Here is a 24,342-nt window from a genome sequence, read left to right on the forward strand (position 1 = left end):
GTAGCACGCGGTGATTTATGGCGTTTGGCGCCAGGCCCAAAGCCCGCCAATCAGGGCAATCGCAGCCAGCACCACGGCGAAGAGCGTTGCGCCCTGGGCCAGCCCCACGGCGTCGATCAGGTAGCCGGTCGCCACCGGCAACAGGCCCGCGGGAATATAACCGCCAATATTCAGCACGGCATTTGACTGCGCGCGGTGGCTATCCGGCACGTGCAGGCCAATCAGCGTCAGCCCGCCCAACTGCCCCAGCCCCTGTGCCGCGCCGGCAAACAGGGCGGCGGCCACGAATGCCGTAGCGGATGCGCCATAGATGCACAGCAGCAGGCCCAGCATTGCCAGCACCGTCGCCAGCGCGCTGGCCAGAAAGATCCGGGCAACCGGCCAACGCCGCACGGCGAACTGGACGCCAACCGCAGCAAAAAACATCGCGCAGGCCATGCCGCCGGCGAGGAGCGGGCTGCGTTCGTGCAGCAAACGCGCCAGCAGCGAGGGGCCGAGCGACAGAACGAAGGATGTGGCGGTGATGCCGGGCCCGAACGTGGCAATGCCGCACAGCACCTGGCGCAGGTTAGGCGCCGGCACGTGCGGTAAGCGCAGGCGCAACGGCGGCCTTGCCTGCGTATTGCGTGCCGGCAGGCACAGAGCGATGGCCAATGCGCTAAGCAGTATGGCGGCTTCAAGGGTGAAGATCGGCACCACGGGTTGCGCCAGCGCCTGGCTTAACCCGCCAGCCAGCAGCGGGCCCAAGCCCGCCCCCAGCACCATGGCGATAGACGCCAGCAGCGCCGCCCGGCGCCGGTGTTCAGGGCCGCCGGCATCGACAACCGCGGCCATGCCGGCCGAAACGATCACACCGACGGCGATGCCGGTCAACAAGCGGCCTGCGGCGAGCATACCGATCGAACTCGCGCCGGCAAATAGCCCGCAGGCGGCCAGCGCGGCGAACAGGCCTGGCAGGAGCACCGGCTTACGGCCATAATGGTCTGACAGTTGCCCCGCCAGCAACAGCGTGCCCAGCAGGCCGGCGATATAAAGTGCGAATATCACGGTCAGCATGCCGGAGGAAAAGCCCAACTGCTCTTGCCAATGCACATACAATGGGGTGGGGGTGTTGGAGAGCATAAACACCCCGGTGACCATCCAGGCCGCCGCCCGCATGCGGGCGATAGATGGGGGGGCATTGCTGGCCACGGAGAGATCTGACATAAACCGACTCCTTGTACGAGTTTTATCGTACTGTATAGCAGTTCGATAAAACTCGTACAAGAGCTATGATGATATGACGATGAAAAAATTAGCTGATGACAACGCGCTTGCCAGCCAGGCAGAGATAGCGCAAGACCTTCCTCCACCGCTTCCGGAGCCGGCGGCCGATGAGATTCGCCTGGAAGCCATTCTGGCGGCGCTGGCCGATCCGCTGCGGCTGACCATCGTGTATAAACTGATGCGGGATTCCGACGCGTATGACCACCCCTGCGGCTGGTTTGGCTTCGATCGGCCCAAGTCGACGTTGACGCACCATTTCAAAGCGCTACGTGCGGCCGGGGTGATCCGCCAACGGCAATATGGCCTGGAGCGGCGCAGCCGGCTGCGCCGTGAAGATCTGGATGCGCGCTTCCCCGGCTTGCTGGCGCTGGTGGCCAATTGGCAGCCGGCCGATATAAATCATGACTGATATCGGTTATTCTGTTGGATATACCCCAACGCATTCGCATTGCAGGGCAAAAATGCAAATGCGTTTTTGCACAGCGCTGGCGCTGCCCGCAGGGGCTGAGTAGCCCCTGCAATTTGCAGTATGTAGGGGAGAAATGTTGTGGCCTGATGGATAAGATAAATACGCGATGAAAAAAACACCAGAAATGGAAAGCACGAAAAAAGCGGCAATTGTACAAGGGGCATTCGAGCTATTTCTCAGCCACGGCTTCACCGCGACCACGACGAACATGATTGCCAGCAAGTGCATGATATCCAAACGGGATTTGTATAAGTATTTCCCTGATAAAAATGAACTGTATATTGCGGCGATCGCCAGTAATACACATAAGGTATTATCTATCGCCGCAGGCGAAAATGCCGAAACAACGCTGGAAGGGCTGCTCGGCATATTTCATCTGAACACGGAAGATGAAGAAGAACCGCAAAGGCATCAATTTTTGACGATGTTATTAAAAGATGCGATCGAGCACCCCGCGCTTTATCAATTAATGTATGATTCCGGCGTGGTCAGGCACCGTGAAGAATTGATTGAGTGGCTAAGCCAACAACAGAAACAGGGTAAACTTGGCATCAAAGATCCAGAAAAAATAACTTTTCTGGCTTCGATGATCATGGATATTGTTTTTGGCGCGCTCGTGCCGAAAAGGCCGGGGTTTGATGATTTACCGTCGCGAAAAGCGCATATTATTGCTGCGTTACAGGTGGTGCTGTATGGGATAGAGCGCTATGCCGATAACCCATAAAAGCGCCAAGCTTTGCCGGTTCCTGTTACTGCTTCCGCGATTAGCTATGTCGATTTTCCCGCCTCATTTATCCCCACTTGCATTTTCCCATTAAAGGAAACTGTAAGTTTATGGCTATATTTCAATAGATTATATAATTTTTAATTTTCCACTTCCGCTTATTTCTGGCACTCAAATTGTGATCGCTATCTGTTTCTGCATAAAAACATATTGTAAAAAAAAGTAAAAATGGTACTCATTGGTACCGGTTTTTATGACGGGGGATCATCGGGGTGCCCCGCGAGGATGGTGTAAAAATGCAGATCAACAATATGCCAAGGGGGAAATCCCCCCATGCGCTTTGCCGCCGCAAGGCGCTCTTATTTTTTGCAGCCTGTATACAGATAGTTTCATGGCAATCGCTGGCGGCAACGAAAGCCGGCGCCGATGCGTGCGCCGCGTTAAGTCAAAAAGCGTTGTCGGGGCTGGAAGTCGTTTCTGCGGAAGTGGTGAAAAAAGGCGAATTCACCGTTCCGGCCGGGCCGGGGCCCATGGCGCTATTGCAAACCCTCACCGGTATTAACGCCGGCGGCCAAACAACATTAGGGCCCAACCCCGCGTTTTGCCGGGTGAAGGCCATTCAACGCCCGTCTGCCGATTCCGAGATCCGCCTTGAGGTTTGGTTACCAATGGATAACTGGAACGGCAAGTTTATGGGAACCGGCAACTTTAGCTGGGGCGGCTACTTCATGTATCCGGTGATGCTAAGCGGCCTGGAGAAAGGGTACGCTACGGCCAGCACCGACACCGGGCATGATGAGGGCAACCCGCTACAGAAAGGCGGGAAATTCATTACCGGCCACCCGGAAAAGCTGACCGACTATGCCTGGCGGGCCCACCATTTGATGGCGGTGGATGCCAAAACAATTATTCGGGCTTTCTTTGGCCAAGGGCCGGTGCGTTCTTATTGGATCGGCTGTTCGCTCGGCGGGCTGGAAGGGTTGATTGAAGCGAAAAACTTCCCGGAAGACTATGACGGCATGGTGGTTGGCGCACCGCCTAACCCTCTGCTGAACTTTAATGCGGCGCAGCTCTGGCCGATGTGGCTGGTTAATCAACACCCGGAAATGGATATACCGCGTGAAAAGCTGGCGCTGCTGCATAACGCCATTATCAAGCAGTGCGCGTCACCCGTCGGGCAAGCGCAAGGGTTTATCGAAGAACCGGATAAATGCCAGTTCGAACCGAAACAGCTGTTGTGTAAAAACGGGGATAGCGCCGATTGCCTGACGGCGGCCCAGGTTACGCTGATGGAAAATATCTATCGCGGCCCGGTTGATCCGCAAACCGGCGAGGTGATTTTCCAGGGGCCGGCGAAGGGCAGCGAGCTTGAAATCGACGACTATCTGCGCAAGCCGCACCAGACGGCGTTAGATCTGTTCCGCTATGCGGTTTATCAAAACCCGGACTGGGATTGGAAACAGTTTGACTGGCGGAAAGACGTTGCCCATTCGCAAGCGGTGCTCAATGGCCGTTTGCAGGTGGATGCAAACCTGCGCCCGTTCTTTCAACGCGGCGGTAAAATGCTGATGTTTATCGGCTGGAATGATTTCCACAATCCTCTCGATCTGATTAATTATTATAACGACGTCGTTGCCAACGCAGGAAAAGCCAATAATGATTTTCTGCGGTTGTTTGTTATTCCGGGCATGGCGCATTGCCATAGCGGTGACGGCTGCGACACCTTTAATAAAATCGATGCGCTGGATGACTGGTTCGAGAAAAATAAAGCGCCGGATGTGATTAAGGCGCTGAGAGTGAAAAATAATCAAGTCGTGCGTAGCCGGCCAATTTGTGCTTACCCACAAACCGCAAAATATAGTGGGACAGGAGATATTAATATCGCAGAAAGTTTTATTTGTTCGAACTAATTCCTCATATACACAAAATAATTCGAGTTGCAGGAAGGCGGCTTTGCTGCGACAAATTCGTCAGGAACGAATTTGCCTGGCCTCTGGCCAGCCTCCGGTGAGAGACAAGGATGTCTCTCATCAATCCCCAGGAGCTTACTTGAGTAAGTGACTGGGGTGAGCGAGGAAAGCCAACACACCTGCAGCTTGAAGTATGACGGGTATAAGAAATGAATTATCCGGGGCGGAATAACCGCCCCATACCTTCCCCTGTCTTTGATTTTGGTGTGATAGCATGAAAAAATATAATATGTGTTTTTACGCGCTGTGCCTGATGTCATGGAATGCGTGCGCCGCTGTTATTTACGATAAAGATGATAACCGGCTTGATTTATTCGGTGTGATGATTGGCGAGTACAGCGATATTACCAGCGGCGCACGCGAAGGGCGTGGCAATTCAAGTTTCGCCCAGCTCGGCTTTAACGGCCAAACCCAGGTTAATGATTATCTCAGCGGCTTTGGCTTTTTGAACTACCGCTTTTATGTCTCGGCGCCGGAAGATGAACAAACCACAGAAGTGCGCGAGGCTTATGCCGGCCTGCAATTGGGCCGCAATAACTTTATCAGCTACGGCCGCGCCTTTGGCGTGATGTACAACGTCGAAGCCTATGCGGACGTGGCGCCTTCGGTGACCGGGAAAACCTGGGCGAAAGACGACAACTACATGGTCAGCCGGACGAACAGCGTATTAACCTACCGTAATAACGATTTCTTGGGCCTTGATGGCAAATTACAGCTTACCGGCCAATTCCAGGCGGCTAACGAGGCATCAACGCTGGCCCGCTCCAACGGCAATGGCGCCGGGCTATCGCTCTCTTACGATTTTGAGCCGTATAGCGTGATCGCCGGTTTCAGCCACTCCGAACGTACCGCGGAACAAAAGGTGGATCACCAGGGCGACAGCGCCGAAGCCTGGGCAATTGGCATGAAATGGGAACCGGGCAATTTTTATTTCGGTACCGTTTATGCAGAAACCCGCAATATGACCATGCAGGCTAACGATAACGTGGCGAATAAAACCCGAAACTTCGAGATTATCGGCCAGTACCAATTTCCTTTTGGGTTAAAACCTTCACTTTCCTGGGTTTATACTCAAGGGGTTGATCTGCCAGCCAGCGGCAGTTTTAAAGGCGGCAAGGCGCAAATGGCGAATTATATCGAGATTGGGGCAAGCTATGCGCTCAATTCCCATGCAGGCGTGTATTTGGACTTTCTTTATAACCTGTTGGAGAAGAATGACTATACCGACAATGTCGGTGGGTTGTTTGCAGGAACCGGGAATAAAATCGTTACCGGTGTCTATTATGGTTTTTAATCAACCACCTGTTTATTTAGCATGAACCAGGAGAAAACATGATGAAGTTACGTTTGATGAGTATGATTATTTCATCCTCATTACTTTTTGCCGCAGGGACGGGCGCCGTTCAGGCCGCGGAAAGCGGCACGCTTAAGGTGGGGGCGGTAAAAACGGATATCACGCCCAAAGATTTGCGCGATATGAACCCGATGGGCGGCGATTTTACCCGCGTCCAGGATCCCATTTATATGCGCACCCTGTTGCTTGATAACGGCAAGGTTCGCGCGGCGCTGATCGTGGTGGACGCGATTGAAGTGGGGGACATGACTGAAGTGCGCAAGCGCATCGCGCAAGCGACCGGTATCGGCGCCGATCATATTTTCATTACCGCAACCCACAACCACAGCGCCCCACGCGTGGGCAACGTTTCGCCCGGCGCGCTGGCGCATGACGGCACGCCGGCATCGAACCAGTGGAGCGAATGGCTTTACCAACAGATGATCGCTTCTTTACAGCAGGCGCAGCGTATCGAGCAACCAGCTCGTTTCGGCGTCGCGCAAGGTCAACTGGACATTAATATCAATCGTGATGCCTACAGCGCAAAAGGCTGGGATATTGGCTACAATCCAGACGGGCCGTCTGATAAGGCGATGTGGGTGATGAAGTTCGAGAATCTGCAGGGGCAGCCGATTGCGCTGGTTTCCAACTATGCGGTGCACTCGGTGGTCAGCCTGGGCATCAATCAACTTAGCGGCGATTTGGCCGGTGCTGCGACGAACTATGCGGAAGAGAAGCTGGGCGGTGATGCGGTCGTGCTCTGGACGCTCAGTTCAGTCGGCGATCAAAACCCGCGTATCTTTAACGCTGGTCAGAAAGCCGACCACGGTAAGGATGCCGAATTTGCCTGGAAAGCGATGAATGCCCAGGGCACGATGGCCGGTGCTGAAATGGTGCGTTTGGCCAATAGCGTGAAGCACACCAGCGCGCAGGTGAAAATTAATGCCCAGGAGCGCATTCTCTCTTGCCCAATGCGCAGCGGCCTTAAGGACATGGGCAGCATCAACCAGCAGAAAGTCGATAAGGTGAATATTCATCTTGGCGTTATCACCCTGAACCAGACGGCGTTGGCCGGCGTGTCGGGGGAAGTGATGACTAACACCGCCCGCCGTTTGGCGCGCGCCACGCCGCTGAAAAACACCTTGTTGATGTCGATTGTTAACGACCGGGTTGGGTATCTGCCGGATGATGCCGCGTTCGATCTGCCCATTTTTGAAGTGGTAAACGGCAGCCCGGTGGAGCGCGGTTGCGCCGAGGACGGGATCGTCAATAATCTTACTGCGATGATTGAGGATAACCTACGCTAAGCGGCACCAACCGGCCAGGCGGGTGCTCGTCATGGCAGCAGGCAGCCGCGCCTGGCCGGCATTGATGGTAGTATTATTGTTCGTCGTCACGCTATGCGAACGCTGTGTTTCGTGTAGCATCAGACTATAAGGCATTTATGTGCTGTATGGCGTAAATGCCGCAATCCAGGTAGGGGTGCATGCGCAGGCCAGGCCGCCCGCGCTGTATCGGCGCCACCTATGCGGCAGGCGCTACTCCGTGCCGCTGAATTAACCGTTAGGGAAAGCTGTTATGCCAGGCCAGATAGAGCAATACACCTCCCTGAGTCACCTATGGCGTTTTATCGTGAGAAACCGTATCAGCCTGACCGAATTGGGTATCATCGCCTCTCTGGTCGCTTTGTTAAGCTATGTGGCGTTTGCTTATGATCTCTTCACTAATGAAGGCCGGGTCAGCGTCGCCAAAGCGATGATCGAACTGGACGAAGCGTTGTTGATCGGCGTGGCGCTGCTCGTGGGCTTTTTGGTGTTTGCCGTCCGCCGCTACCATGAACAGAAGCGCGAGATGCTGTGGCGCCAAAATGCCGAACGGCGCGCGCGTGAATTGGCCTATCAGGATCCGCTCACCGGTTTGCCCAACCGCCGCCAGTTTGATGAGGCGTTGGATATCGCGGTCGCTTCTCCGCCGCGCGCGGGGGCGGTGCATGCCGTGCTGATGCTGGATCTTAACGGTTTCAAGCAGGTCAATGACGTTTATGGGCACGACGCTGGCGATGCGGTGTTGATGATTGTCGCACAGCGCCTTTGCCAATCGCTGCGCGAAGATGAAACCGTCGCCCGTCTGGGCGGTGATGAATTTGTGGTGCTTGCCCGGCACCTGCTTGGGCCTGAGGCGGCGTCGAGCATCGCCATGCGGCTGTTGGAGAGCCTGGCAAACCCCATCATGGTCAACGGCGTGGCACACAATTTGAGCGCCGGCGTGGGCATCGCGCTGCTGCCGTTGGATGCGGCAACCGCCGAAGAGGCCATGCGGAAGGCCGATGTGGCGTTGTATCGCGCCAAGGCGGAGCGGCGTGCGGCGTACCGTTTCTTCGAAGAAGAAATGGATCAAATCATCCGTGAACGTGAACAACTGGAAAAAGACCTGAAGCTGGCGCTCGACCAAGATCAAATTCAACCCAGCTTCCGCCCATCGCGCGATCTGCGCACCGGCGCGGTGGTTGGCTTCGAGGTGGAGCCGCAGTGGCTTTGCACACAGGGCGAGCCGTTGCCGCCCGAACGTTTCCTGCCGATCGCGGCGGAAACTGGTTTGATTCACACGCTCGCCATGCAGGTTTGGCACCGTGCCTGTACGCAGGCGCTGCAATGGCCGGCGCAGGTGGCGTTAGCGATCAGCGTGCTGCCGGGCCAAATGCAAAACCCCCGCCTGGCGGCAGAGATCCTGCAAATGCTGGATAACACGGGACTGGCGCCGCAGCGGCTACAGATGAACATCGCCGAAAACATGGTGGTGCAGGATCTGGCCGCCGCCAAAGCACTGGTGGCGCCGTTACAGGCGCACGGCGTGGCTATTGTGCTGAACCACTTCGGCACCGGTTACTCCAACCTTTATCATTTGAGCGAATTCCATTTCGATCAGGTTAAGATCGACCGCCGGCTGGTTGAACGGATGGATCAGGAATCCAGCGCGAAGCTGGTGCGCGCCCTTGTTGGTCTGGGGCAGGGGCTGGGGCTGAAGGTTTGTGCCGACGGCATCGCCCATGACGACAGCGATTCCTTGCTGGATGCCGGGGTGCAGGAAGGCCAATCCGGCGATGTTTCCGTCAGCGGCCAGGCCACGCTGTCGCTTGTGCAACCGGCCGGTGATGAAAAACCGCCCCATGCCTGATAGCGTGCGGCGCGCTTAGCGCGTGCCGGCGTACACCGGTGTTTTTTCCTGCCGGCGGTGCAGGCGCAATACCCAAACGGCGGAAAGCCACCAGGCGAACGCCATGGCTGCGCCGGCGAACCCACCCATTTGCGGGCTGAGCAGCAGATCGGAGGCTGCTTTCAACCAGCCGCTGACGGCATCGGCGCCGCGATAAATCACGCTATCGATAAAGTTCTTGGCCTTGTATTTATCCGTGGTTTCCACCGCGGTAAACAGCATCTCTCTGCCGGGTTTGATCAGCGCATATTCACCCACCCGGCGCAACACCATCACGACCACCAATACCCCCAGCAGCGCGGAAAAACTGAGCATGATAAACCCGCCGATCATTAATATCGGCACGATGAGCAGCAGCGCCCGGATGCCGAACGCGGCGGCAATCCGGCCGGTAACGAAAAGCTGCAGCATCAGGGTCAGGAATTGAACCAGGGTATCAACGCCCGAAAAGAAGCGGGTTTGCGCGGCGCGATCGGTGAAGTGCTCGGCCACGAAACGTGCCTGCTCGAAGTAAAGAAAGGTATTCACGCTGGCCAGCAGCGTGACAAACAGCGCAATGCCAAACAGCAACGGCGTCCTGAAAGCGTGAACCGCGCCGTCAAACGGGTTGCCGCCCAGCGCCGTATTGTCGCCGGGCGCCAATGTGCCGGCGCTGGCCGCGAAGGTTTTTTGCAGGTATTCGGCGCAGAAAAGGGTGAGCAGCAACAGCACGGTAGCAACCAGCAGCAGCCCGGCATTACCGATGACGGTCACAAACAGCACGCCGATCAGCGGGCCGGCAAGGCCACCAAGGCTGGCGCCGGCGGCCATCACGGCGAAAAGCCGTTTAGCTTGCTCTGGTGTGAACACATCAACCAGAATGCTCCAGGCCAGTGAAATCGCAATCAGGTTAAAGACCGACAGCCAGACAAAAAAGATCCGTGCCAGCCAAAGGGTTTCACCATGCAGATAAATGGCGCCGGCGAAAGCCATGGTGTTTACGGCAAAGAAACTGTAAACCCAGCGGGCGATATGTTTGCGTTTTGCCCGCGAAGCCAGCCACCCGAACAGTGGGCTGACGGCCAGGGTGGCGAAAAAGGTGGCGGTGAACAGCCACTGCAAATTCTCAACGCCGCCGACGATGCCCATCGTCTCCCTGATCGGCCGCATGGCGAAATAGCTGGCAAACAAGCTGAACTGCAGCATGAAACCCGCTGCGACCGCCCGGATTTCGCCTGGCTGAATGTTTAACCCGTGGTGCAATAATGCATGAAGATTCGCCATAGGTACTCCCCAGCGGCATGGCCGGCAACGGTTCATGGATCGGGCCCGAATAACTCACGGTCGTTGGCGTGCTGACAGGTTGAGTATAATCCCTCCGGCCGGTGCCGTAGGGGGAGGGCCGTTTGTATCTCACGGGGCCGAGTGCAGCCTGGGCCGATCCTGCGCTACGTAAATCAGGAAAACGTCTTTCTATAGCCAATCTTGTGCTTTGACTTATCAGGGTAAGTTCCGGAATTTATGGTTTTCCTTTGCTATTGGGCGGTGCTGCTATGTCTTTTCACAACCTTATTCCACGCCGGGTGTTCTATAGCGCCATGGTACTGATCGCGTTGCTGCTGCAATTTCCGGCCGCTGCGCAAACCGAATTGCGGATCGGTTATCAAAAATCCTCAACCCTGATGACGCTGCTGAAGTTGCAGGGCACGCTGGAAAAGGAGCTTGGCCCGCAGGGGGTGAACATCAGCTGGTTCGAGTTTTCCAGCGGCCTGCCGTTGCTTGAATCGCTGAATGTCGGCAACGTGGATATCTCTGCGGATGTGGCCGATACCGTGCCGGTGTTCGCCCAGGCGGCCGGGGCGGATTTAACCTATTTTGCCCGTGAAGAGGCCTCGCCGGACGCGCAGGCGATTTTGGTGCCGCAAACGTCCAGCTTAACCACGCTGGCGCAGTTGAAAGGCAAACGCATCGCGGTAACCAAAGCGGCGGGTAGCCACTATTTCCTGATCGCCGCGCTGGCCAAGGCGCATTTGAGCTTTAAAGACATTACGCCGGCCTATCTGGCGCCGGCGGACGGCCGCGCCGCGTTTGAGACCGGCCAGGTGGATGCCTGGGTGACGTGGGAGCCGTTCGTCGCCAGCGCCGAGCGCCAGCAGCACGCCCGCGTGCTGAGCCAGGGGCAGGGTATCGCCAGCTACCAGCGCTATTACCTGGCTTCCAGCACCTATGCCCGTAACCACCCTGAAATCCTGGCGTTGATTTACCGCGAGCTGGCGAAAACCGGCGTTTGGATTAAAGCCAACCCCAGCGAAGCGGCAGCGCTGCTGGGGCCGCTGTGGGGCAATCTGGACAGCGCAACCGTCGAACAGGCCAACGCCCGCCGCACTTACCAGGTGCGGCCGGTGACGCGTGAAGGTTTGCATGAGCAACAGCAAATCGCCGATGCGTTTTTTGACGCCGGGCTGTTGCCTAAGCGGATCGATGCGCAGGCGGTGACGATCTGGGCCCCCACAGCGGGAAAATAACATCAGCGGCGTGGGTGGTACCAGCCTGGAAGTCGAACTGCGGGTAACGTTGATTAACGGCAATTGTGCAATTCATTGATTTCGCCGTTGCGGATATCCCGTTAGCGCTGATTTACGCCAAATCCCACCACCGCCATTGCTGGCCGAGTTCGGTTTAGCCAGCTAAGCCTGTTAGCCCGCGTGCGCCGGGCGATCGCTAACCTGCTGCTTCACCCGCTCAATGTATATTTCCCGCAGCCGGCGCGTGACGGGGCCGGGTTTGCCGTCGCCGATGGTTTTGCCATCCAGCGTGACCACCGGCAGCACGAAAGTGGTGGCTGAACTGATGAAAATCTCGCTGGCGTGATAGGCTTCTTCCGGGGTGAACAGCCGTTGTTCCAGCGTGATGTCATCGCTGGCCGCCAACGCCAACAGCGCGTGGCGAGTAATGCCGTGCAGAATGTCGTTGCTTAACGGGCGCGTGACCACGGTGCGATCGTGCAGAACGATGTAGCAGTTACAGGAACTGCCTTCGGTAATGAAGCCGTTTTTCACCAGAAAGGCATCATCGGCATGCTGCGCGTGGGCGTACTCTTTGGCCAGGCAGGGAGCAAGCAGGTTGACGGTTTTAATATCCCGGCGGTGCCAGCGGATATCGGGGCAGGTAACGACATGCAGGCCGCTTTGCGCTTTGGGGTTATCCAGCACGGCGCGGGCCTGGGTAAACAGCACCAGCGTGGGCTGCACCCCGGCGGGGGGGAAGCTGAAATCGCGATCGCCGGCGCTGCCGCGGCTGATCTGCAAATAAATCGCCCCTTCTTGCAAGCCGTTCTTTTCGATCATGGCCTGATGGATCGCCTGCAGTTCGGCAAGGGTGACCGGCAGCGCCAGCGACAGTTCGCGGCAAGAGCGCTGTAAACGCGCCATGTGGCCGTCAAACTCCACCAGTTTGCCATTAACGACGGCGGTGACTTCGTACACGGCATCGGCAAACAGGAAACCGCGGTCAAAGACTGAAATTTTGGCTTCGTTTTCTGGCACATAGTGCCCATCGACATAAACAAGACGTTGCATCACGAACTCCTTAATTATCGCGTTGTTGCAGTTCGCCGGTTAACCCCACAATGCCGCTTGCGGCGCGTGCAGGGTGCTGCTGTCATAGTGCAGGCCGTGAGCGCGATCGCGCTGTAACAGCAACGGGCCGTCAAGATCGATAACCTGCGCGCCCTGGGCCACGATCATCGCCGGCGCAATTGAGAGCGAGGTGCTGACCATACAACCCACCATGATCTGCAACCCCTGCGCCTGGGCGCTGGCACGCAGCCGCAGCGCCTCGGTCAGCCCGCCGGTTTTGTCCAGCTTGATGTTGATCATGTCATAGCAACCGGCGATCGCCGCCAGCGAATGGCTATCATGGCAGGATTCATCGGCGCAGATCGGGATCGGGTGCGGCAGTTCGGCTAAAATGCCGTCTTTGCCGGCGGGAAGCGGCTGTTCGATCATCGTCACGCCCAATGCCGCCAGCGCCGGCACCAGTTTCAGGTAGAGCGCGGCATCCCATCCTTCGTTGGCATCAACAATCAGGCGGGCGGCAGGCGCACCCTGGCGCACCGCCGCCACCCTGGCTAAATCGTCGTGATCCGCCAGCTTCAGCTTCAGCAACGGGCGGTGGGCGTTTTGCCGCGCTGCCTGCTGCATGCGCGCCGGGGTATCCAGCGACAGCGTATAGGCGGTTTGCAATACCCCCGGCGCCGGCAGGTTCAGGCGCTGCCAGATCCGTTGGTTATGCTGTTTGCATTCCAGATCCCAAAAGGCGCAGTCGAGGGCATTGCGCGCCGCGCCGGGCGGCAGCCGGGTTTGCAACGCTTCGCGATCGAGGCCGTGGCGCAGATCGTCACGCAGCGCGGCGATCTGCGCCATCACGCTGTCGACGGATTCACCATAGCGGGCATAGGGCACGCATTCGCCATAGCCCGCTGCGCCGTTGGCGCTCAGGGCGACCACCACCACATCCGCCTGGGTTTTGCTGCCGCGCGAAATGGTAAAGGTGCTCTGCAGTGGCCAGCCTTCCTGCAGCAGTTCGATGTCGATCATAGGCCCGCCAATTGGTCAACAATGCGCCCAACACCCTGGCGGAATGGATCCACCACTGGCAAACCGAATTTTTTCTCAAGATCGCGGGCTAACTGCAGCGCGTCTTGTTCACTGAGCGCCGCGGTATTGACCGAGATGCCGACGAAACGCGCCTTGGGGTTGGTCAACTGCGCAACGGATAAATTCAAGGCCATGCAGGCGGCCAGATCCGGAATCGGGTAGTCAACGCCGCGCATGGTTTTACGGGTAGGCTCATGGCACAGCACCAGCGCATCGGGCTGCGCGCCGTGGATGATGCCGATCGTTACGCCGGCAAATGAAGGGTGAAACAGCGATCCTTGCCCTTCAATCACGTCCCAGTGATCGGCATCGTTGGCCGGGGCGATAGTTTCAACCGCGCCGGCGATGAAATCGGCGACCACCGCATCAATACTCACCCCCGCACCGCTGATAAGAATGCCTGTTTGGCCGGTGGCGCGGAAGGTGGCGTTGCCGCCACGGGATAGTATTTCTTTTTCGATCGCCAGGGCGGTGTACATTTTGCCGCAGGAACAGTCGGTGCCGACGGGCAGCAGGCGTTTGCCCGGGCGTTTGCGGCCGTTGGCCACCGGGAAGGTTTGCGAAGGGTGGCGCACGTCGAACAGCGAGCGGCCAAGCCTGGCGGCAAGTTCACGCAACTGCGGCACATCCGCCAGGCGGTTATGCAGCCCGGCGGCCAGATCCATGCCGCTTTCCAGCGCCTCTTGCAAGATGGCGATCCACGCATCAGAGATGATCCCGCCACGGTTGGCGACGCCAATAACCAGCGTTTGCGCACCCGCCTTACGGGCGGCGCTAATGTCCATATCGGGTAACTGGCAGTCGGCATGGCAGCCCGCCATGCGGTACTGGCCAACGCAATATTCCGGGTGCCACTGTTTGATCCCGATAGCCACTTTAGCGGCTAACTGATCGTGCGCGTCGCCAAGGAATAATAAATAGGGCTTTTTAATATCCATTATTCATCCTCACAAGCAAAAAAGCGTGAACGTTAATAACATGGTGGGATAAAAATTACGGGTAAAAATCAATCTTCACAATTGATAATATCCGTAGTCATATAATTGTCAATAACAATACTGTTATGGTTATAATATCTGGTTTTTGTTTTTTTATTGAATTTAAATTCAGAAATAAACGTAGTTTTTGAAGTTAAATTCTGTGCTGTGGTGTTATTTTAAAATGATGTGATTTTCTTATGTGTAAATAACAAATTACCGCCTATTGTTATTTGGTTATCTATTTGATATTTATGTATTAATTTTATTTATTGGGTTGTGTGGCGCTAAATTGGTGAGGTGTGTTATTTCGGGGCGCCAAATTGGTGCAATGGCGGGTTGTTTTTAATTTGTTAATTTAAAATTAGAAACAATGTAATTTAATATACCCAAAATAATTCGAGTTGCAGGAAGGCGGCAACGCAGCGAATCCCCAGGAGCTTACTGGAGTAAGTGACTGGGGTGAGCGAGGAAAGCCAACACACCTGCAACTTGAAGTATGAAGGGTATAGAATTGAATCTGATACTTTAATGGATATTAAAAGAATGGGTAATGGCATGAAACACTACCCTATATAAATAAAGCCTGTTCGGGGCTATTGCCAGACAGCGGGTGTGATCAGGCCATTGTCTTTTCCGCCGGCCTTGCATTGGCGGCCCGGCATGCTTTTCCATGTGTCAATCTTGCCGTGCCACAGGCGATGCGTTGGTTCTGGCTTTTGCGGCCACGCCGGCTTCCGATTGCGGAAACACCCGGCTGCAGAGGAAATCAACCAGCGCCCGCAGCTTGGGGGAAGGGTGCTTGCTGGCCGGCCAGAGCACATAGAAGGTGCCGAAACGCTGGGCATGTTCGGGCAGCACGCGGCGCAGCCCGCCTTCGGCCAACGGCGTTCTGACGGCAAAGTCCGGCAGGCAGGCGATGCCACGGCCCTGCATCGCGAAACACATACGGGTTTCGATGTTGTTGCAGATCATGGACGTGGGCAGTTGCAATTCGGGTTCGCCGGGCGCACGGCGCAGCGGCCAGGTTTCGAGCTTGCCGCTGTTGGGGAAGCGGTAGTGCAGGCAGGTGTGTTCGAGCAGGTCTTCGGGCACCTGCGGCGTGCCGTGCTGCGCCAGGTAAGCGGGGGAGGCGACCAGCATCAGCTCGAAGCTGCCCAGCCTGCGTGCGGATAGCCGCGAGTCGGCGGGTTCTCCCGAACGCACGACGGCATCAAAGCCTTCCTCGACCACATCCACCAGCCGGTCGGTAAAGTCCAAATCCAGGACGATCTCGGGGTATGCGGCCATAAATTCGCCCAGCACCGGCAGCACCAGCGAACTGACCAGCGGCAGGCTGATACGCAGGTTGCCACGCGGCGCGGCGGTAGCCTGCGAAAGTTCCAGCTCCGCGGCTTCAACCTCGGCGAGGATGCGGCGGCAGCGTTCAAGGAACATCGCGCCTTCGGCGGTCAGCGTGACGCTGCGCGTGCTGCGGTGGAACAGGCGCGCACCGAACTTCTCTTCCAGACGCGCCACGCTTTTACCCACCGCCGAAGCCGAAACGCCAAGCAAGCGGCCGGCCGCGACAAAGCTGCGGGTTTCCGCCACCTGCACGAACACCGCAAAGCCGTTTAAGTTTTCCATCTCACTCCCTCATTGCGGACAGATATTTCCGCATAACAAGGAACTGTAGCCTACTTTTTCTTTAATCGATGGGTAATTATCGTTGCGGAACCGTTATTAACCACAAGGTATTCCCGTGACCGATTCCAAATTGCCCCTGGCACCGTTGTTAGCACTGGCGATGGCGGCGTTTATCACCATCCTCACCGAAGCGTTGCCGGCCGGCCTGTTGCCGCAGATGGCGCACAGTATGGCGGTTTCTGAAGCCTGGATCGGCCAGACCGTCACTGTTTATGCGCTGGGTTCGCTGCTGGCCGCCATCCCCTTGACGGCGGCGACCCAAGGGATCCGGCGTCGGCCGCTGCTACTGGCGGCCATTCTGGGATTTTTCGCCGCGAATACCGTCACGGCGTTTTCCACCAGTTATCCCCTGACGATGGTGGCACGCTTGCTGGCCGGCGTTTCGGCGGGGCTGCTTTGGGCGTTATTGGCCGGGTATGCCGCGCGCATGGTGCCTGCGCAGCAGAAAGGGCGAGCTATTGCGATCGCCATGGTGGGAACACCGCTGGCGCTGTCGTTGGGTGTGCCGGCGGGAACGTTGTTGGGCGCGGTGGTAGGGTGGCGCGCCTGCTTCGCTATTATGAGCCTGCTGGCACTGCTGCTGATGGGCTGGGTGCGCCTTCAGGTGCCGGATTTCGCCGGGCAAGCGCAGAGCAAACGCCGCCCGCTGGGGCACACGTTTATGCTGCCCGGCATTCGCCCCGTGTTGTTCGCCGTGCTGGCTTTTGTGCTGGCGCATAACATTCTTTATACCTATATCGCGCCGTTCCTGGCGATTGCTGGCCTGGCCCAACGCACGGATCTGGTGCTGCTGGTGTTCGGCATCGCGTCACTGGCCGGTATCTGGTTCACCGGCGTGCTGATTGACCGTTACCTTCGGCCCCTGACGCTCGCCAGCACGTTGCTGTTTGCCTTTGCAGCGCTGGCGCTCGGCGTCGCCGGCGATAAGCCCGCCATTGTCTATGCGGCGGTCGCCCTATGGGGGCTGGCCTTCGGTGGGGCAGCGACGCTGTTTCAAACGGCGTTGGCGAAAACGGCCGGTGACGCGGCGGACGTCGCGCAATCGATGCTGGTGACGGCCTGGAATGTGGCTATTGCCGGTGGCGGCATCATCGGCGGCATTTTGCTTGAGCGGTTCGGCACCGGCGCATTTTCTCCCGCCTTGCTTATCTTGCTGGCCGCGGCGCTGGCGGTGGTAGAGGCGGCGAAACGGCACGGTTTCCCGGCGGCGGTGAAAGGGGTGCAACAACTTTCGAAAAATCAGCAAAATGGATAAAAACAGGCCAATGTGTTCATTCGCGCAGCAAACGCACTTTTTTTGCTGTTTCGCGCTTTGACAAACCGCGAGGCCCCCGTTATTATTCGCCCCGTTCACACGATTCCTCTGTAGTTCAGTCGGTAGAACGGCGGACTGTTAATCCGTATGTCACTGGTTCGAGTCCAGTCAGGGGAGCCATATTAAAGAAACCAGATATCTACGGATGTCTGGTTTTTTGCTTTTTATCCATTATTTTGCGTGATAAACCTTTTCGATGCGCAAATCCGCAGTATCAAACCAACATCCAATGGCGCGGAAAGGAGAAACTGTTTTTACCTGCAAAAGGATTTTTTAATCACTTGTTGTTATAAAAAATGAGAGCGCTGTATGTGGTAGCGCCCTCGTTCAGGTTACATAAAAAACATCAGCTCAGAATGGCTTCCAGTCGGGCCAGCACTTCATTCACGACAGCATCGGGTATACGCTCCAGCCGCTTACCGCTCCGGGCTCCCATATCAATGGTTCTGGGCTGGTCGCAGCGAATAACGCCCGTTGTTTTTGTTCCCGCGCCGTCCAGTGAGACGGTAAAACCGGCTGTGCGGGCAAAGTTTCCGCCGCTGGTGACGGGAACAACAACGGGTAGCCGGGTCAGCTTGTTAAACGATGCCTTCGATACGATAAGCACCGGACGTTTTCCACTTTGCTCGTGGCCGGCAATCGGATCCAGTGAAACGAGCCAGATTTCCCCTCTGTCCATTTACAGGATCTCCTTGCCCACCGCAGGCGCATCAATCCATTCCTGATCCTCTTCACTCATTTCGGCGTGCGGATCGCACTGCGCCAGCAACTCCTCAAGCGAATAACGGGGCCGTTTCTGGGGTTCAATAATCAGACAGCCATTATCAATGGTCATACCCACTTCGCTGTCCGTCGACAGCTCCAGCGTTTTCAGCACGGCGGGAGGAACCGCCAGCATGATGGATCCGCCGACCTTTTTCAGGCGAGTTGTATACATAGAGCACCTCCGAATATTATATTTTAATATAACATCTACGGCAGGCGATGCACAATTATTCATCAGATTCATTGTGATTTCCTTAGCGTAATAAAGCGTGAAGAAAGCCTTAATCCATCGAAGGACAGATCCGGCAGTTTTCAAAGGCGGCATTGCTGGTAAAACGGCGACCATACTGATACATCAGGCGCTTCTTTCAGGCCATGAAGCATTTCGTGCTGGCGGGAGCTTAGTTCGTGGTAAGAAGGCCGATAATAGAAAACTGTTTTTGCGGTTCAAAGGATTATGACGGATCAGATAAACGAAATGCGGCGCAGCTTCCGTATCCGGGCTGCGCCGGAGGAACATCAGCGATAGCGTGAAGGCCAGATGTTCTCAGGCGCAACATCTAACGCTTCAGCAATCAATCTTTCGCCTTTGGGCCAGCGGCGGGTAAGCACATTAGCCAGCGTGGAGGACGCCAGCCCCGCGTTACGCGAAAGCGCTGACAGCGAGGTGCCACGTTTTTTCAGCCCGGCGATAATGTCGGCAGGATGCCAGTCAGACTGCATCATTCTTTGACCTCCACGCCGTCAATAAACTTCACGCCGTCGGAAGTACGCAGCCAACGCGGGGCTTTCATTTCCGCAGTGAAGTAGTTAATCAGATCGTACAACAGCCAGCTAAGATGCTTCTCCGTTTCAGAGGCAAATCCCAGCCCTGACAGAGTCTGGGTCAGAGCAATACAGTAGTGACAAAGTTCAGTGCATTCAGGATCAAAACGTGGAGAACTGACAGGAAGCGAGTCAACAGTCAGGCTTTCAACCAGATGGGGAGGAATAGGCTCTAACAACGTGGGTTGGAGCAGTGTCATACAGGCATTAATTCTGCCGCAGAGCGCCATTTTCAGCGTGGGATCGTTGCTTTCAATCAGGGTTTCGGCAAAATTTTCACAGTGAACGGCCAATACGGTGAAATCCGTGGCAGCATTGAAGGGAACAGCAAGTAACGGGTGTATCTGAGTGGGGATCGTAGCCATAATGGCAGTCTCCTGTAACGGTTTTAAAACCCACCACCAGAGGTTCCAATCTCATGGTGGTGGACTGAACGGGGTTGGAACTACCGGCGTTACAGGCAACCGGCGCACCTTACGGTGCCCCCGCCCAGCCCACCATAGAGGTATAGCCGAGCGCACGACATAAAAAAAGACGCGGACGCGTCATATGTCGCCTGTAACATTTCTCAGGGTTCCAATCCTGGCGCCTGATTTTGCAGGTGCGGAGAAAAGATATCGCGATTGGTCAAAAACGGCAAGTGGGAATAGTGGAAGACAGATCGCAGATTGATATAAAGATAAATTAGAGTTACTGTCGACTAAGAACCTATCATCAAACCATCAATAGCTACAGGGTTACAGTGAGTCTGGAACTCACCGAATATAATGGGAAATCTTACTTCATTCTAACATCCTTTCCGGTAGACTGATTATGTTTGAAAAATATTCAAGTAGCGAACTCAATAACCTCGTCATAATTTATTTCGGCCAGGATTATGATCTAATTGATGACAGCGATGAAATTGAACCCAAAATTAACGCATATATTGCTGCTTCTCATACAGGAATGAAACATGCCCTACTTGAAGATATTGACAGTTTTCTAGCACTCGGCGACGCTCTGGATTCTACCTTCCAGGATTACTATGGCTTCACTTTGCACCCGAACTCTGGGGAATTACCCCTAGAGATTTCCTCTTGTTAGTTAAGAAGAAAGTCAGTCAAGCTATACAGGAAGAAGAGCATGACTCACATATCTGAATGATATGCGGGAAAATAAGGCAATTACACAATTTTATAAACAGGCTCGCGCTCCCAGTAGTCAGCGGAACCATATTTAGAAAGCCCGCTTAAGTTTCCTTAAGCGGGCTTTTGTCTATCTTGCCTAGTGCGAATTATTCTCTCGCCCTGGCGTTGGGTGCTCCGCGGCACAGAAATAGCCTGAACCTGAACGTTTTTCATCCCACACAGGCCAGGCCGTTATCCTCTGCCGTAGCCTGCACAGTGGCTGAAGACGCCATCATGTCAGGGCGCGCTTAACCGCCTTAGAAACTGTAATTCGCCGTGACGGAAACGTTACGGGGTTCACCGTATACCGTGTTTCTGCCGACATCGATGTTATACGTCTTGTCGAACAGGTTGTTCAGATTCGCCTGGATTGAAAGCTGCTTAGTGACGCGATAGCGGCCAAAAAGATCAACCAGGGCATAGCTGCCTTGCTCTGCATAGAGCGTGGATGCACCGTCCGGCCCGGCAACGTTATCCCAGGTATGCGTCTGCCAGTTAACACCGCCGCCAACGGTCAGATCCGGCAGTATCGGTAGGCGATAGCGGGTAAACAGTTTTAACGAGGTTCGCGGTTGGGTTGGGTTTAACGCTGCGCCTTCGCCGTCTTTCGCAACGTAGCGTGTCGCGCCGAACGTCATCTGCAGATTGTCTGTCACTGCTCCGTTGATTTCGAACTCAATCCCCTTACTGACCGTGCCATTCTGTTCGTAATAGGCGTAATCAGTGCTGCCCGGCACCAGCGCGTAATCCGTGGCGCCAAGATGGTCCTGCTCAATGCGGAATACGGCTAATGACGCCGTAACGCGGCTGTCCATCCAGTCACCTTTTATCCCGGTTTCATAGCTTTTACCGGTGACGGGGGCCAGATAAGCGCCTTGCGCATTGCGATAGGTCTGTGGTTTAAAAATTGACGTGTAGCTGGCGTAAGCAGAATAGGTGTCGTTGATGTCATAGACCAGGCCCGCGTACGGCGTGATATTGTTCTTCTCCATATTCTGCGTCAGCGTAGCGGCGTTGTACTTCGTATAACGGGCGCCAAGAATAAGATGCAGAGGATCGGCCAGCGAGATGCGTGTCGCTAAATAGGCGGATTTCTGGTGGATGGTATTATCCTGCGCCAGCGTTTGGTCGGCCCAGTCAGGCTGCGGATAATTGCCCCAGTTATTGAAATCACCGACGTCTGCCGAGGTAAAGCTGGTCGATGTGCCGATGTAACGATCGTTCTGGCGGATATAGGTCACGCCGGCCATCAGCTCATGCTGACGACCAAAAAGCGTGTAGGGGCCGCTGGCATAAGCGTCTACCGCGTTTTCTTTACGTTTCGCCGTGTTGTAGCCCGTGCCGCCTAACAAATCGTATCCCGCATAGGGGCCGATACCGATACCGGTGGTCTTATCAAAATAGCCGTCGATATAGAGCAGCTTACTGTCCATCGTCGCTTCAGAGTGCGTACCGCTCAGGTTGAACGCCCAGCCGTTACTAAACGTCTGCTTCAGGCTGGCAAAGACTTTTTTAGCGTCGCTGTTGTTGTAGGCCCAGTCAGGCGAAAGGTTGGTGCTGCGGTCATAGTGGGTTTTGCTGCCGTCAAGATAGAAGGTGGGCAAGCCGCCCCAGGTCGCTCCCGCGATATGCGTTTCTTGATAATCGTAACCGACGGAAAGGGTTGTTGAGTCTGTCAGATCGGCATCGACGACACCATAAAGGAATTTCTTCTGGGTGTGGTAATTGTTCAGCCAGCTGTCACCGTCCTGATAACCCGCCACAACCCGCCCACGCACATTACCTGACTCGGTCAGTGGCGCGGAAAGATCGGCAACATAACGTTGATTATCCCAGCTACCGTAACTCGCAGAGACATTGCCCTCGAACGTTTTGCTGTCGGCATGCTTACGCACCATATTGATGGAGGCCGCAGGGCTGCCGGCCCCGGTCATCAGGCCCGTCGCACCACGGACGACTTCAATCCGGTCATAAATCGCCGTATCAGACAGCGTGTCGCCGATATTCCAGGCGGAATCAATCAGGACCGGTACGCCGTCAATCTGATAGTTATCAATCATAAATCCGCGCGAATAAAAATTGCTGCGGTTTGCGCCAGAATTAAACTCGCTAATGCCGGTGGTATTTTTTAATACGTCATTCAGGGTTTCCAGCTTTTGATCTTGCATGCGCTGCTTGCTGATCACGCTGACAGACTGGGGAATATCGCGTGCGGTCAACGCCATTTTAGTCGCGGCGCGGGTCACCGGCACGTTATAGTCCGTATCCTGCGTGCTCCCCGCGTTACCAGCGGCCGCCGTGACTTCCAGCGTTTCCTCTTTGTTGGTTGTGTCAGCGGCGGAGACATAAGGCATATGCAGCGCAGTGGCAATAACCATCGTTAATAGCGAAAGTTTCGGCAACAAAGAATTGGCGCAGGCGTTATCAACAACGCGATTGACACAGTTGTGGCATGGAGAACGGGACATGATCACCCTCAAAAAATATTATTATTTAGCGAGCTGACGGGAAAGCGTTCACATGAGCAAACCTGCTTCACGCAGGGAAGGCCTGCAGGCCTTCCCTGGCGGACCTACTTCAGCGCAATGCGCGCCACGCTATCCGGGCCTTTCGTTGAACTGTCTTCGTTAAACGCCTGTTTCAGCGAAACATACAGCGTTTCACCGTCGGCTGAGACCAGCAGGCTGTTCGGGCTGGTGTCGAACGCCCAGCTCTTTTTCACCGCGTAGCTGGTAGCATCCAGTTGCAGCACTTTTTTCGATTCACGTTGGCTGAGGTAGAGCTCATTGCGTTTGGCATTGAACTTAATGCCCAATGCGTCGCCGTCGATGCGTTTGATCACTTTGCCGGTGTGGATATCAAACACCAGTGTCGTTTTGCCTTTGGAATCATCGGTCACGAACAGGCGGCCGGTGGCCGGATCTTCCGCCATATTCAGGAACAGATACGCTTTGCCATCATCCGGTTTCCAGCGCTGCTCAATTTTATGGCTGCGGGGATTAATCACCAGAATCTCGCCCCCGCCGTTGGCGGCGTAAATGCGCCCGGTTTGCGGCGAATAAATCATGCCCGTCACCCATTTGCCGGCATTTTTGATGGTGGTTTTTACGCGAAAGGTTTTGGTGTCGATAACGGTAATGAAGCCAGGATCGGCCACGCGGCCGACATACAACTCGTTACCGTGCAGCAGCATCTCACGTGCGCCAATCGCATCGCCGTCTTTATCTTTACCGCCGCCCAATGCCAGGCGTTGCAACACTTTGCCGCTCTTCGCATCCACTTTGGATACGCTACCGTCCAGCGAATTGGTGGTATAGAAACTGTTGCCTTCGCCATCAATCGCCATGCCGAAGTTTTTCAGATCGGTATGGGTTTCGCCTTTGGTCGCAAGGGTCACCGGATCGAGGCGATAAAGCATACCGCCGTTCACGTCTTTAAAGCTCTGCGCACTGGCGACATACAAGGCGTTGGCCGCCGGCGAATACGCCAGTTCATACAGCCCATCGCCTAATACACGCTGTGTCACTGCCTGATCAACCGGTTTTGCAGTGGCAGCAGCCACCGGCGTTTCCGCTTTTTTGGCCGGTGCCTGGCAAGCTGTCAGACTCAACGCGGTAATAACCGCTGCTGCAACCGCGCCTATACGTGAACTAAAAAACGCTTTCATTCAGAACTCCATTTAATGGATGAATGCTTTCCGTCAGGCAATAGCCATACGGAAAGGTTAAGGAAAGGATGAGAATAATACGCATTAACGGAAACTAAGCAAATCGACGCCGCGCAAAGCGGTATCCGCCGCAGCAGAAAAAGCAAAATTCTTCGCCACGTTCACGCTTAATGGCGGGCTAAAAAATGAAAACGCCAGTAATTACCGGGTTAATATTCAGCATAACTCGTTGACCATTATGGTCTTTACATAAACTTACATATTTAAATAAAACCTCTTTAGGATTATTCTTGCAAATGATTATCATTATCCTTACAAATTTATGC

The 24,342-nt window shown here is 55.4% G+C and carries 21 protein-coding genes and 1 tRNA gene; 10 read left to right on the forward strand and 12 right to left on the reverse strand.

Annotated features, from left to right (window positions below; translation table 11 throughout):
* Positions 1 to 15: 15 nt before the first annotated feature.
* Complete coding sequence (locus ACN28Q_RS21290) at positions 16 to 1,206, reverse strand: MFS transporter (protein WP_095848170.1); 1,191 nt, start codon at positions 1,204 to 1,206, stop codon at positions 16 to 18.
* Positions 1,207 to 1,285: 79 nt separating this feature from the next.
* Between ACN28Q_RS21290 and ACN28Q_RS21295 the strand changes: the two genes are divergently transcribed.
* From ACN28Q_RS21295 to ACN28Q_RS21320, 6 genes are all read left to right on the forward strand, one after another.
* Positions 1,286 to 1,675 (forward strand): ArsR/SmtB family transcription factor, encoded by a 390-nt coding sequence (locus ACN28Q_RS21295; RefSeq protein ID WP_095849136.1) that lies wholly within the window; start codon positions 1,286 to 1,288, stop codon positions 1,673 to 1,675.
* Positions 1,676 to 1,841: 166 nt separating this feature from the next.
* A complete protein-coding gene (locus ACN28Q_RS21300; RefSeq protein ID WP_095848171.1) occupies positions 1,842 to 2,459 on the forward strand; it encodes a TetR/AcrR family transcriptional regulator in 618 nt (205 codons plus the stop codon).
* 296 nt (positions 2,460 to 2,755) lie between these two features.
* Positions 2,756 to 4,369: a tannase/feruloyl esterase family alpha/beta hydrolase gene (locus tag ACN28Q_RS21305; RefSeq protein ID WP_095848172.1), complete on the forward strand. Its 1,614-nt coding sequence runs from the start codon at positions 2,756 to 2,758 to the stop codon at positions 4,367 to 4,369.
* A gap of 274 nt (positions 4,370 to 4,643) precedes the next feature.
* Positions 4,644 to 5,723, forward strand: a complete 1,080-nt coding sequence (locus ACN28Q_RS21310; RefSeq protein ID WP_095848174.1) for a porin — start codon at positions 4,644 to 4,646, stop codon at positions 5,721 to 5,723.
* Between the two features lie 38 nt (positions 5,724 to 5,761).
* Positions 5,762 to 7,069: a neutral/alkaline non-lysosomal ceramidase N-terminal domain-containing protein gene (locus tag ACN28Q_RS21315; protein WP_095848175.1), complete on the forward strand. Its 1,308-nt coding sequence runs from the start codon at positions 5,762 to 5,764 to the stop codon at positions 7,067 to 7,069.
* 325 nt (positions 7,070 to 7,394) lie between these two features.
* Positions 7,395 to 8,936, forward strand: a complete 1,542-nt coding sequence (locus ACN28Q_RS21320; RefSeq protein WP_165907051.1) for a putative bifunctional diguanylate cyclase/phosphodiesterase — start codon at positions 7,395 to 7,397, stop codon at positions 8,934 to 8,936.
* Between the two features lie 15 nt (positions 8,937 to 8,951).
* On the opposite strand, the gene ACN28Q_RS21325 is transcribed toward ACN28Q_RS21320, so the two are convergent.
* Complete coding sequence (locus tag ACN28Q_RS21325; RefSeq protein WP_095848177.1) at positions 8,952 to 10,238, reverse strand: NTP/NDP exchange transporter; 1,287 nt, start codon at positions 10,236 to 10,238, stop codon at positions 8,952 to 8,954.
* A gap of 269 nt (positions 10,239 to 10,507) precedes the next feature.
* On the opposite strand from ACN28Q_RS21325, the gene ACN28Q_RS21330 reads away from it, so the two are divergent.
* Positions 10,508 to 11,479: an aliphatic sulfonate ABC transporter substrate-binding protein gene (locus ACN28Q_RS21330; protein ID WP_095848178.1), complete on the forward strand. Its 972-nt coding sequence runs from the start codon at positions 10,508 to 10,510 to the stop codon at positions 11,477 to 11,479.
* Positions 11,480 to 11,650: 171 nt separating this feature from the next.
* Here ACN28Q_RS21330 and ACN28Q_RS21335 read toward each other — a convergent pair whose 3' ends face one another.
* The 4 genes from ACN28Q_RS21335 to ACN28Q_RS21350 all read right to left on the reverse strand — a co-directional run bounded on the left by ACN28Q_RS21335 (position 11,651) and on the right by ACN28Q_RS21350 (position 16,215).
* On the reverse strand, positions 11,651 to 12,532 hold the full coding sequence (locus tag ACN28Q_RS21335) for a D-amino-acid transaminase (RefSeq protein WP_095848179.1): 882 nt from the start codon (positions 12,530 to 12,532) through the stop codon (positions 11,651 to 11,653).
* A gap of 39 nt (positions 12,533 to 12,571) precedes the next feature.
* Positions 12,572 to 13,552 carry an N-acetyl-D-Glu racemase DgcA gene (gene dgcA / locus ACN28Q_RS21340; RefSeq protein ID WP_095848180.1) on the reverse strand — a complete coding sequence of 327 codons (981 nt, stop codon included), beginning with the start codon at positions 13,550 to 13,552 and terminating at the stop codon, positions 12,572 to 12,574.
* On the reverse strand, positions 13,549 to 14,550 hold the full coding sequence (dgcN, locus tag ACN28Q_RS21345; RefSeq protein WP_095848181.1) for an N-acetyltransferase DgcN: 1,002 nt from the start codon (positions 14,548 to 14,550) through the stop codon (positions 13,549 to 13,551). The genes dgcA and dgcN overlap by 4 nt, the downstream gene beginning before the upstream one ends.
* A 717-nt stretch (positions 14,551 to 15,267) precedes the next feature.
* Positions 15,268 to 16,215, reverse strand: coding sequence for a LysR family transcriptional regulator (locus ACN28Q_RS21350; RefSeq protein ID WP_095848182.1), 948 nt, complete (start codon positions 16,213 to 16,215; stop codon positions 15,268 to 15,270).
* Between the two features lie 160 nt (positions 16,216 to 16,375).
* Between ACN28Q_RS21350 and ACN28Q_RS21355 the strand changes: the two genes are divergently transcribed.
* Together ACN28Q_RS21355 and ACN28Q_RS21360 are read left to right on the forward strand one after the other, a co-directional pair.
* Positions 16,376 to 17,530, forward strand: a complete 1,155-nt coding sequence (locus tag ACN28Q_RS21355; protein ID WP_095849137.1) for an MFS transporter — start codon at positions 16,376 to 16,378, stop codon at positions 17,528 to 17,530.
* Positions 17,531 to 17,634: 104 nt separating this feature from the next.
* A tRNA-Asn gene (locus ACN28Q_RS21360) sits at positions 17,635 to 17,710 on the forward strand.
* A gap of 226 nt (positions 17,711 to 17,936) precedes the next feature.
* Here ACN28Q_RS21360 and ACN28Q_RS21365 read toward each other — a convergent pair.
* The 4 genes from ACN28Q_RS21365 to ACN28Q_RS21380 all read right to left on the reverse strand — a co-directional run bounded on the left by ACN28Q_RS21365 (position 17,937) and on the right by ACN28Q_RS21380 (position 19,545).
* Positions 17,937 to 18,269, reverse strand: a complete 333-nt coding sequence (locus ACN28Q_RS21365) for a type II toxin-antitoxin system PemK/MazF family toxin (RefSeq protein WP_095848183.1) — start codon at positions 18,267 to 18,269, stop codon at positions 17,937 to 17,939.
* Positions 18,270 to 18,527 (reverse strand): AbrB/MazE/SpoVT family DNA-binding domain-containing protein, encoded by a 258-nt coding sequence (locus ACN28Q_RS21370; RefSeq protein ID WP_095848184.1) that lies wholly within the window; start codon positions 18,525 to 18,527, stop codon positions 18,270 to 18,272.
* Between the two features lie 347 nt (positions 18,528 to 18,874).
* Positions 18,875 to 19,081, reverse strand: coding sequence for a helix-turn-helix domain-containing protein (locus ACN28Q_RS21375; protein WP_095848185.1), 207 nt, complete (start codon positions 19,079 to 19,081; stop codon positions 18,875 to 18,877).
* Positions 19,078 to 19,545 carry a hypothetical protein gene (locus ACN28Q_RS21380; RefSeq protein WP_095848186.1) on the reverse strand — a complete coding sequence of 156 codons (468 nt, stop codon included), beginning with the start codon at positions 19,543 to 19,545 and terminating at the stop codon, positions 19,078 to 19,080. The genes ACN28Q_RS21375 and ACN28Q_RS21380 overlap by 4 nt, the downstream gene beginning before the upstream one ends.
* A 448-nt stretch (positions 19,546 to 19,993) precedes the next feature.
* On the opposite strand from ACN28Q_RS21380, the gene ACN28Q_RS21385 reads away from it, so the two are divergent.
* On the forward strand, positions 19,994 to 20,266 hold the full coding sequence (locus tag ACN28Q_RS21385) for a contact-dependent growth inhibition system immunity protein (RefSeq protein ID WP_329957327.1): 273 nt from the start codon (positions 19,994 to 19,996) through the stop codon (positions 20,264 to 20,266).
* Between the two features lie 340 nt (positions 20,267 to 20,606).
* Here ACN28Q_RS21385 and fhuE read toward each other — a convergent pair whose 3' ends face one another.
* Complete coding sequence (fhuE, locus tag ACN28Q_RS21390; protein WP_335589311.1) at positions 20,607 to 22,727, reverse strand: ferric-rhodotorulic acid/ferric-coprogen receptor FhuE; 2,121 nt, start codon at positions 22,725 to 22,727, stop codon at positions 20,607 to 20,609.
* 194 nt (positions 22,728 to 22,921) lie between these two features.
* Positions 22,922 to 24,016, reverse strand: a complete 1,095-nt coding sequence (locus tag ACN28Q_RS21395) for a YncE family protein (protein WP_095848188.1) — start codon at positions 24,014 to 24,016, stop codon at positions 22,922 to 22,924.
* Between the last annotated feature and the right edge of the window lie 326 nt (positions 24,017 to 24,342).

This window comes from Gibbsiella quercinecans, from assembly GCF_002291425.1.
GTDB lineage: Bacteria > Pseudomonadota > Gammaproteobacteria > Enterobacterales > Enterobacteriaceae > Gibbsiella > Gibbsiella quercinecans.

Bases quoted from the DNA above. Each gene is read 5' to 3' on its own strand.
- ACN28Q_RS21395 (WP_095848188.1), bottom strand. From the start codon at position 24,016: ATGAAAGCGTTTTTTAGTTCACGTATAGGCGCGGTTGCAGCAGCGGTT.
- ACN28Q_RS21380 (WP_095848186.1), bottom strand. From the start codon at position 19,545: ATGGCTACGATCCCCACTCAGATACACCCGTTACTTGCTGTTCCCTTC.
- fhuE (WP_335589311.1), bottom strand. From the start codon at position 22,727: ATGGTTATTGCCACTGCGCTGCATATGCCTTATGTCTCCGCCGCTGAC.
- ACN28Q_RS21350 (WP_095848182.1), bottom strand. From the start codon at position 16,215: ATGGAAAACTTAAACGGCTTTGCGGTGTTCGTGCAGGTGGCGGAAACC.
- ACN28Q_RS21295 (WP_095849136.1), top strand. From the start codon at position 1,286: ATGAAAAAATTAGCTGATGACAACGCGCTTGCCAGCCAGGCAGAGATA.
- dgcA (WP_095848180.1), bottom strand. From the start codon at position 13,552: ATGATCGACATCGAACTGCTGCAGGAAGGCTGGCCACTGCAGAGCACC.
- ACN28Q_RS21315 (WP_095848175.1), top strand. From the start codon at position 5,762: ATGATGAAGTTACGTTTGATGAGTATGATTATTTCATCCTCATTACTT.
- ACN28Q_RS21325 (WP_095848177.1), bottom strand. From the start codon at position 10,238: ATGGCGAATCTTCATGCATTATTGCACCACGGGTTAAACATTCAGCCA.
- ACN28Q_RS21335 (WP_095848179.1), bottom strand. From the start codon at position 12,532: ATGCAACGTCTTGTTTATGTCGATGGGCACTATGTGCCAGAAAACGAA.
- ACN28Q_RS21385 (WP_329957327.1), top strand. From the start codon at position 19,994: ATGTTTGAAAAATATTCAAGTAGCGAACTCAATAACCTCGTCATAATT.
- ACN28Q_RS21355 (WP_095849137.1), top strand. From the start codon at position 16,376: ATGGCGGCGTTTATCACCATCCTCACCGAAGCGTTGCCGGCCGGCCTG.
- ACN28Q_RS21330 (WP_095848178.1), top strand. From the start codon at position 10,508: ATGTCTTTTCACAACCTTATTCCACGCCGGGTGTTCTATAGCGCCATG.
- ACN28Q_RS21305 (WP_095848172.1), top strand. From the start codon at position 2,756: ATGCAGATCAACAATATGCCAAGGGGGAAATCCCCCCATGCGCTTTGC.
- dgcN (WP_095848181.1), bottom strand. From the start codon at position 14,550: ATGGATATTAAAAAGCCCTATTTATTATTCCTTGGCGACGCGCACGAT.
- ACN28Q_RS21365 (WP_095848183.1), bottom strand. From the start codon at position 18,269: ATGGACAGAGGGGAAATCTGGCTCGTTTCACTGGATCCGATTGCCGGC.
- ACN28Q_RS21370 (WP_095848184.1), bottom strand. From the start codon at position 18,527: ATGTATACAACTCGCCTGAAAAAGGTCGGCGGATCCATCATGCTGGCG.
- ACN28Q_RS21290 (WP_095848170.1), bottom strand. From the start codon at position 1,206: ATGTCAGATCTCTCCGTGGCCAGCAATGCCCCCCCATCTATCGCCCGC.
- ACN28Q_RS21300 (WP_095848171.1), top strand. From the start codon at position 1,842: ATGAAAAAAACACCAGAAATGGAAAGCACGAAAAAAGCGGCAATTGTA.
- ACN28Q_RS21375 (WP_095848185.1), bottom strand. From the start codon at position 19,081: ATGATGCAGTCTGACTGGCATCCTGCCGACATTATCGCCGGGCTGAAA.
- ACN28Q_RS21310 (WP_095848174.1), top strand. From the start codon at position 4,644: ATGAAAAAATATAATATGTGTTTTTACGCGCTGTGCCTGATGTCATGG.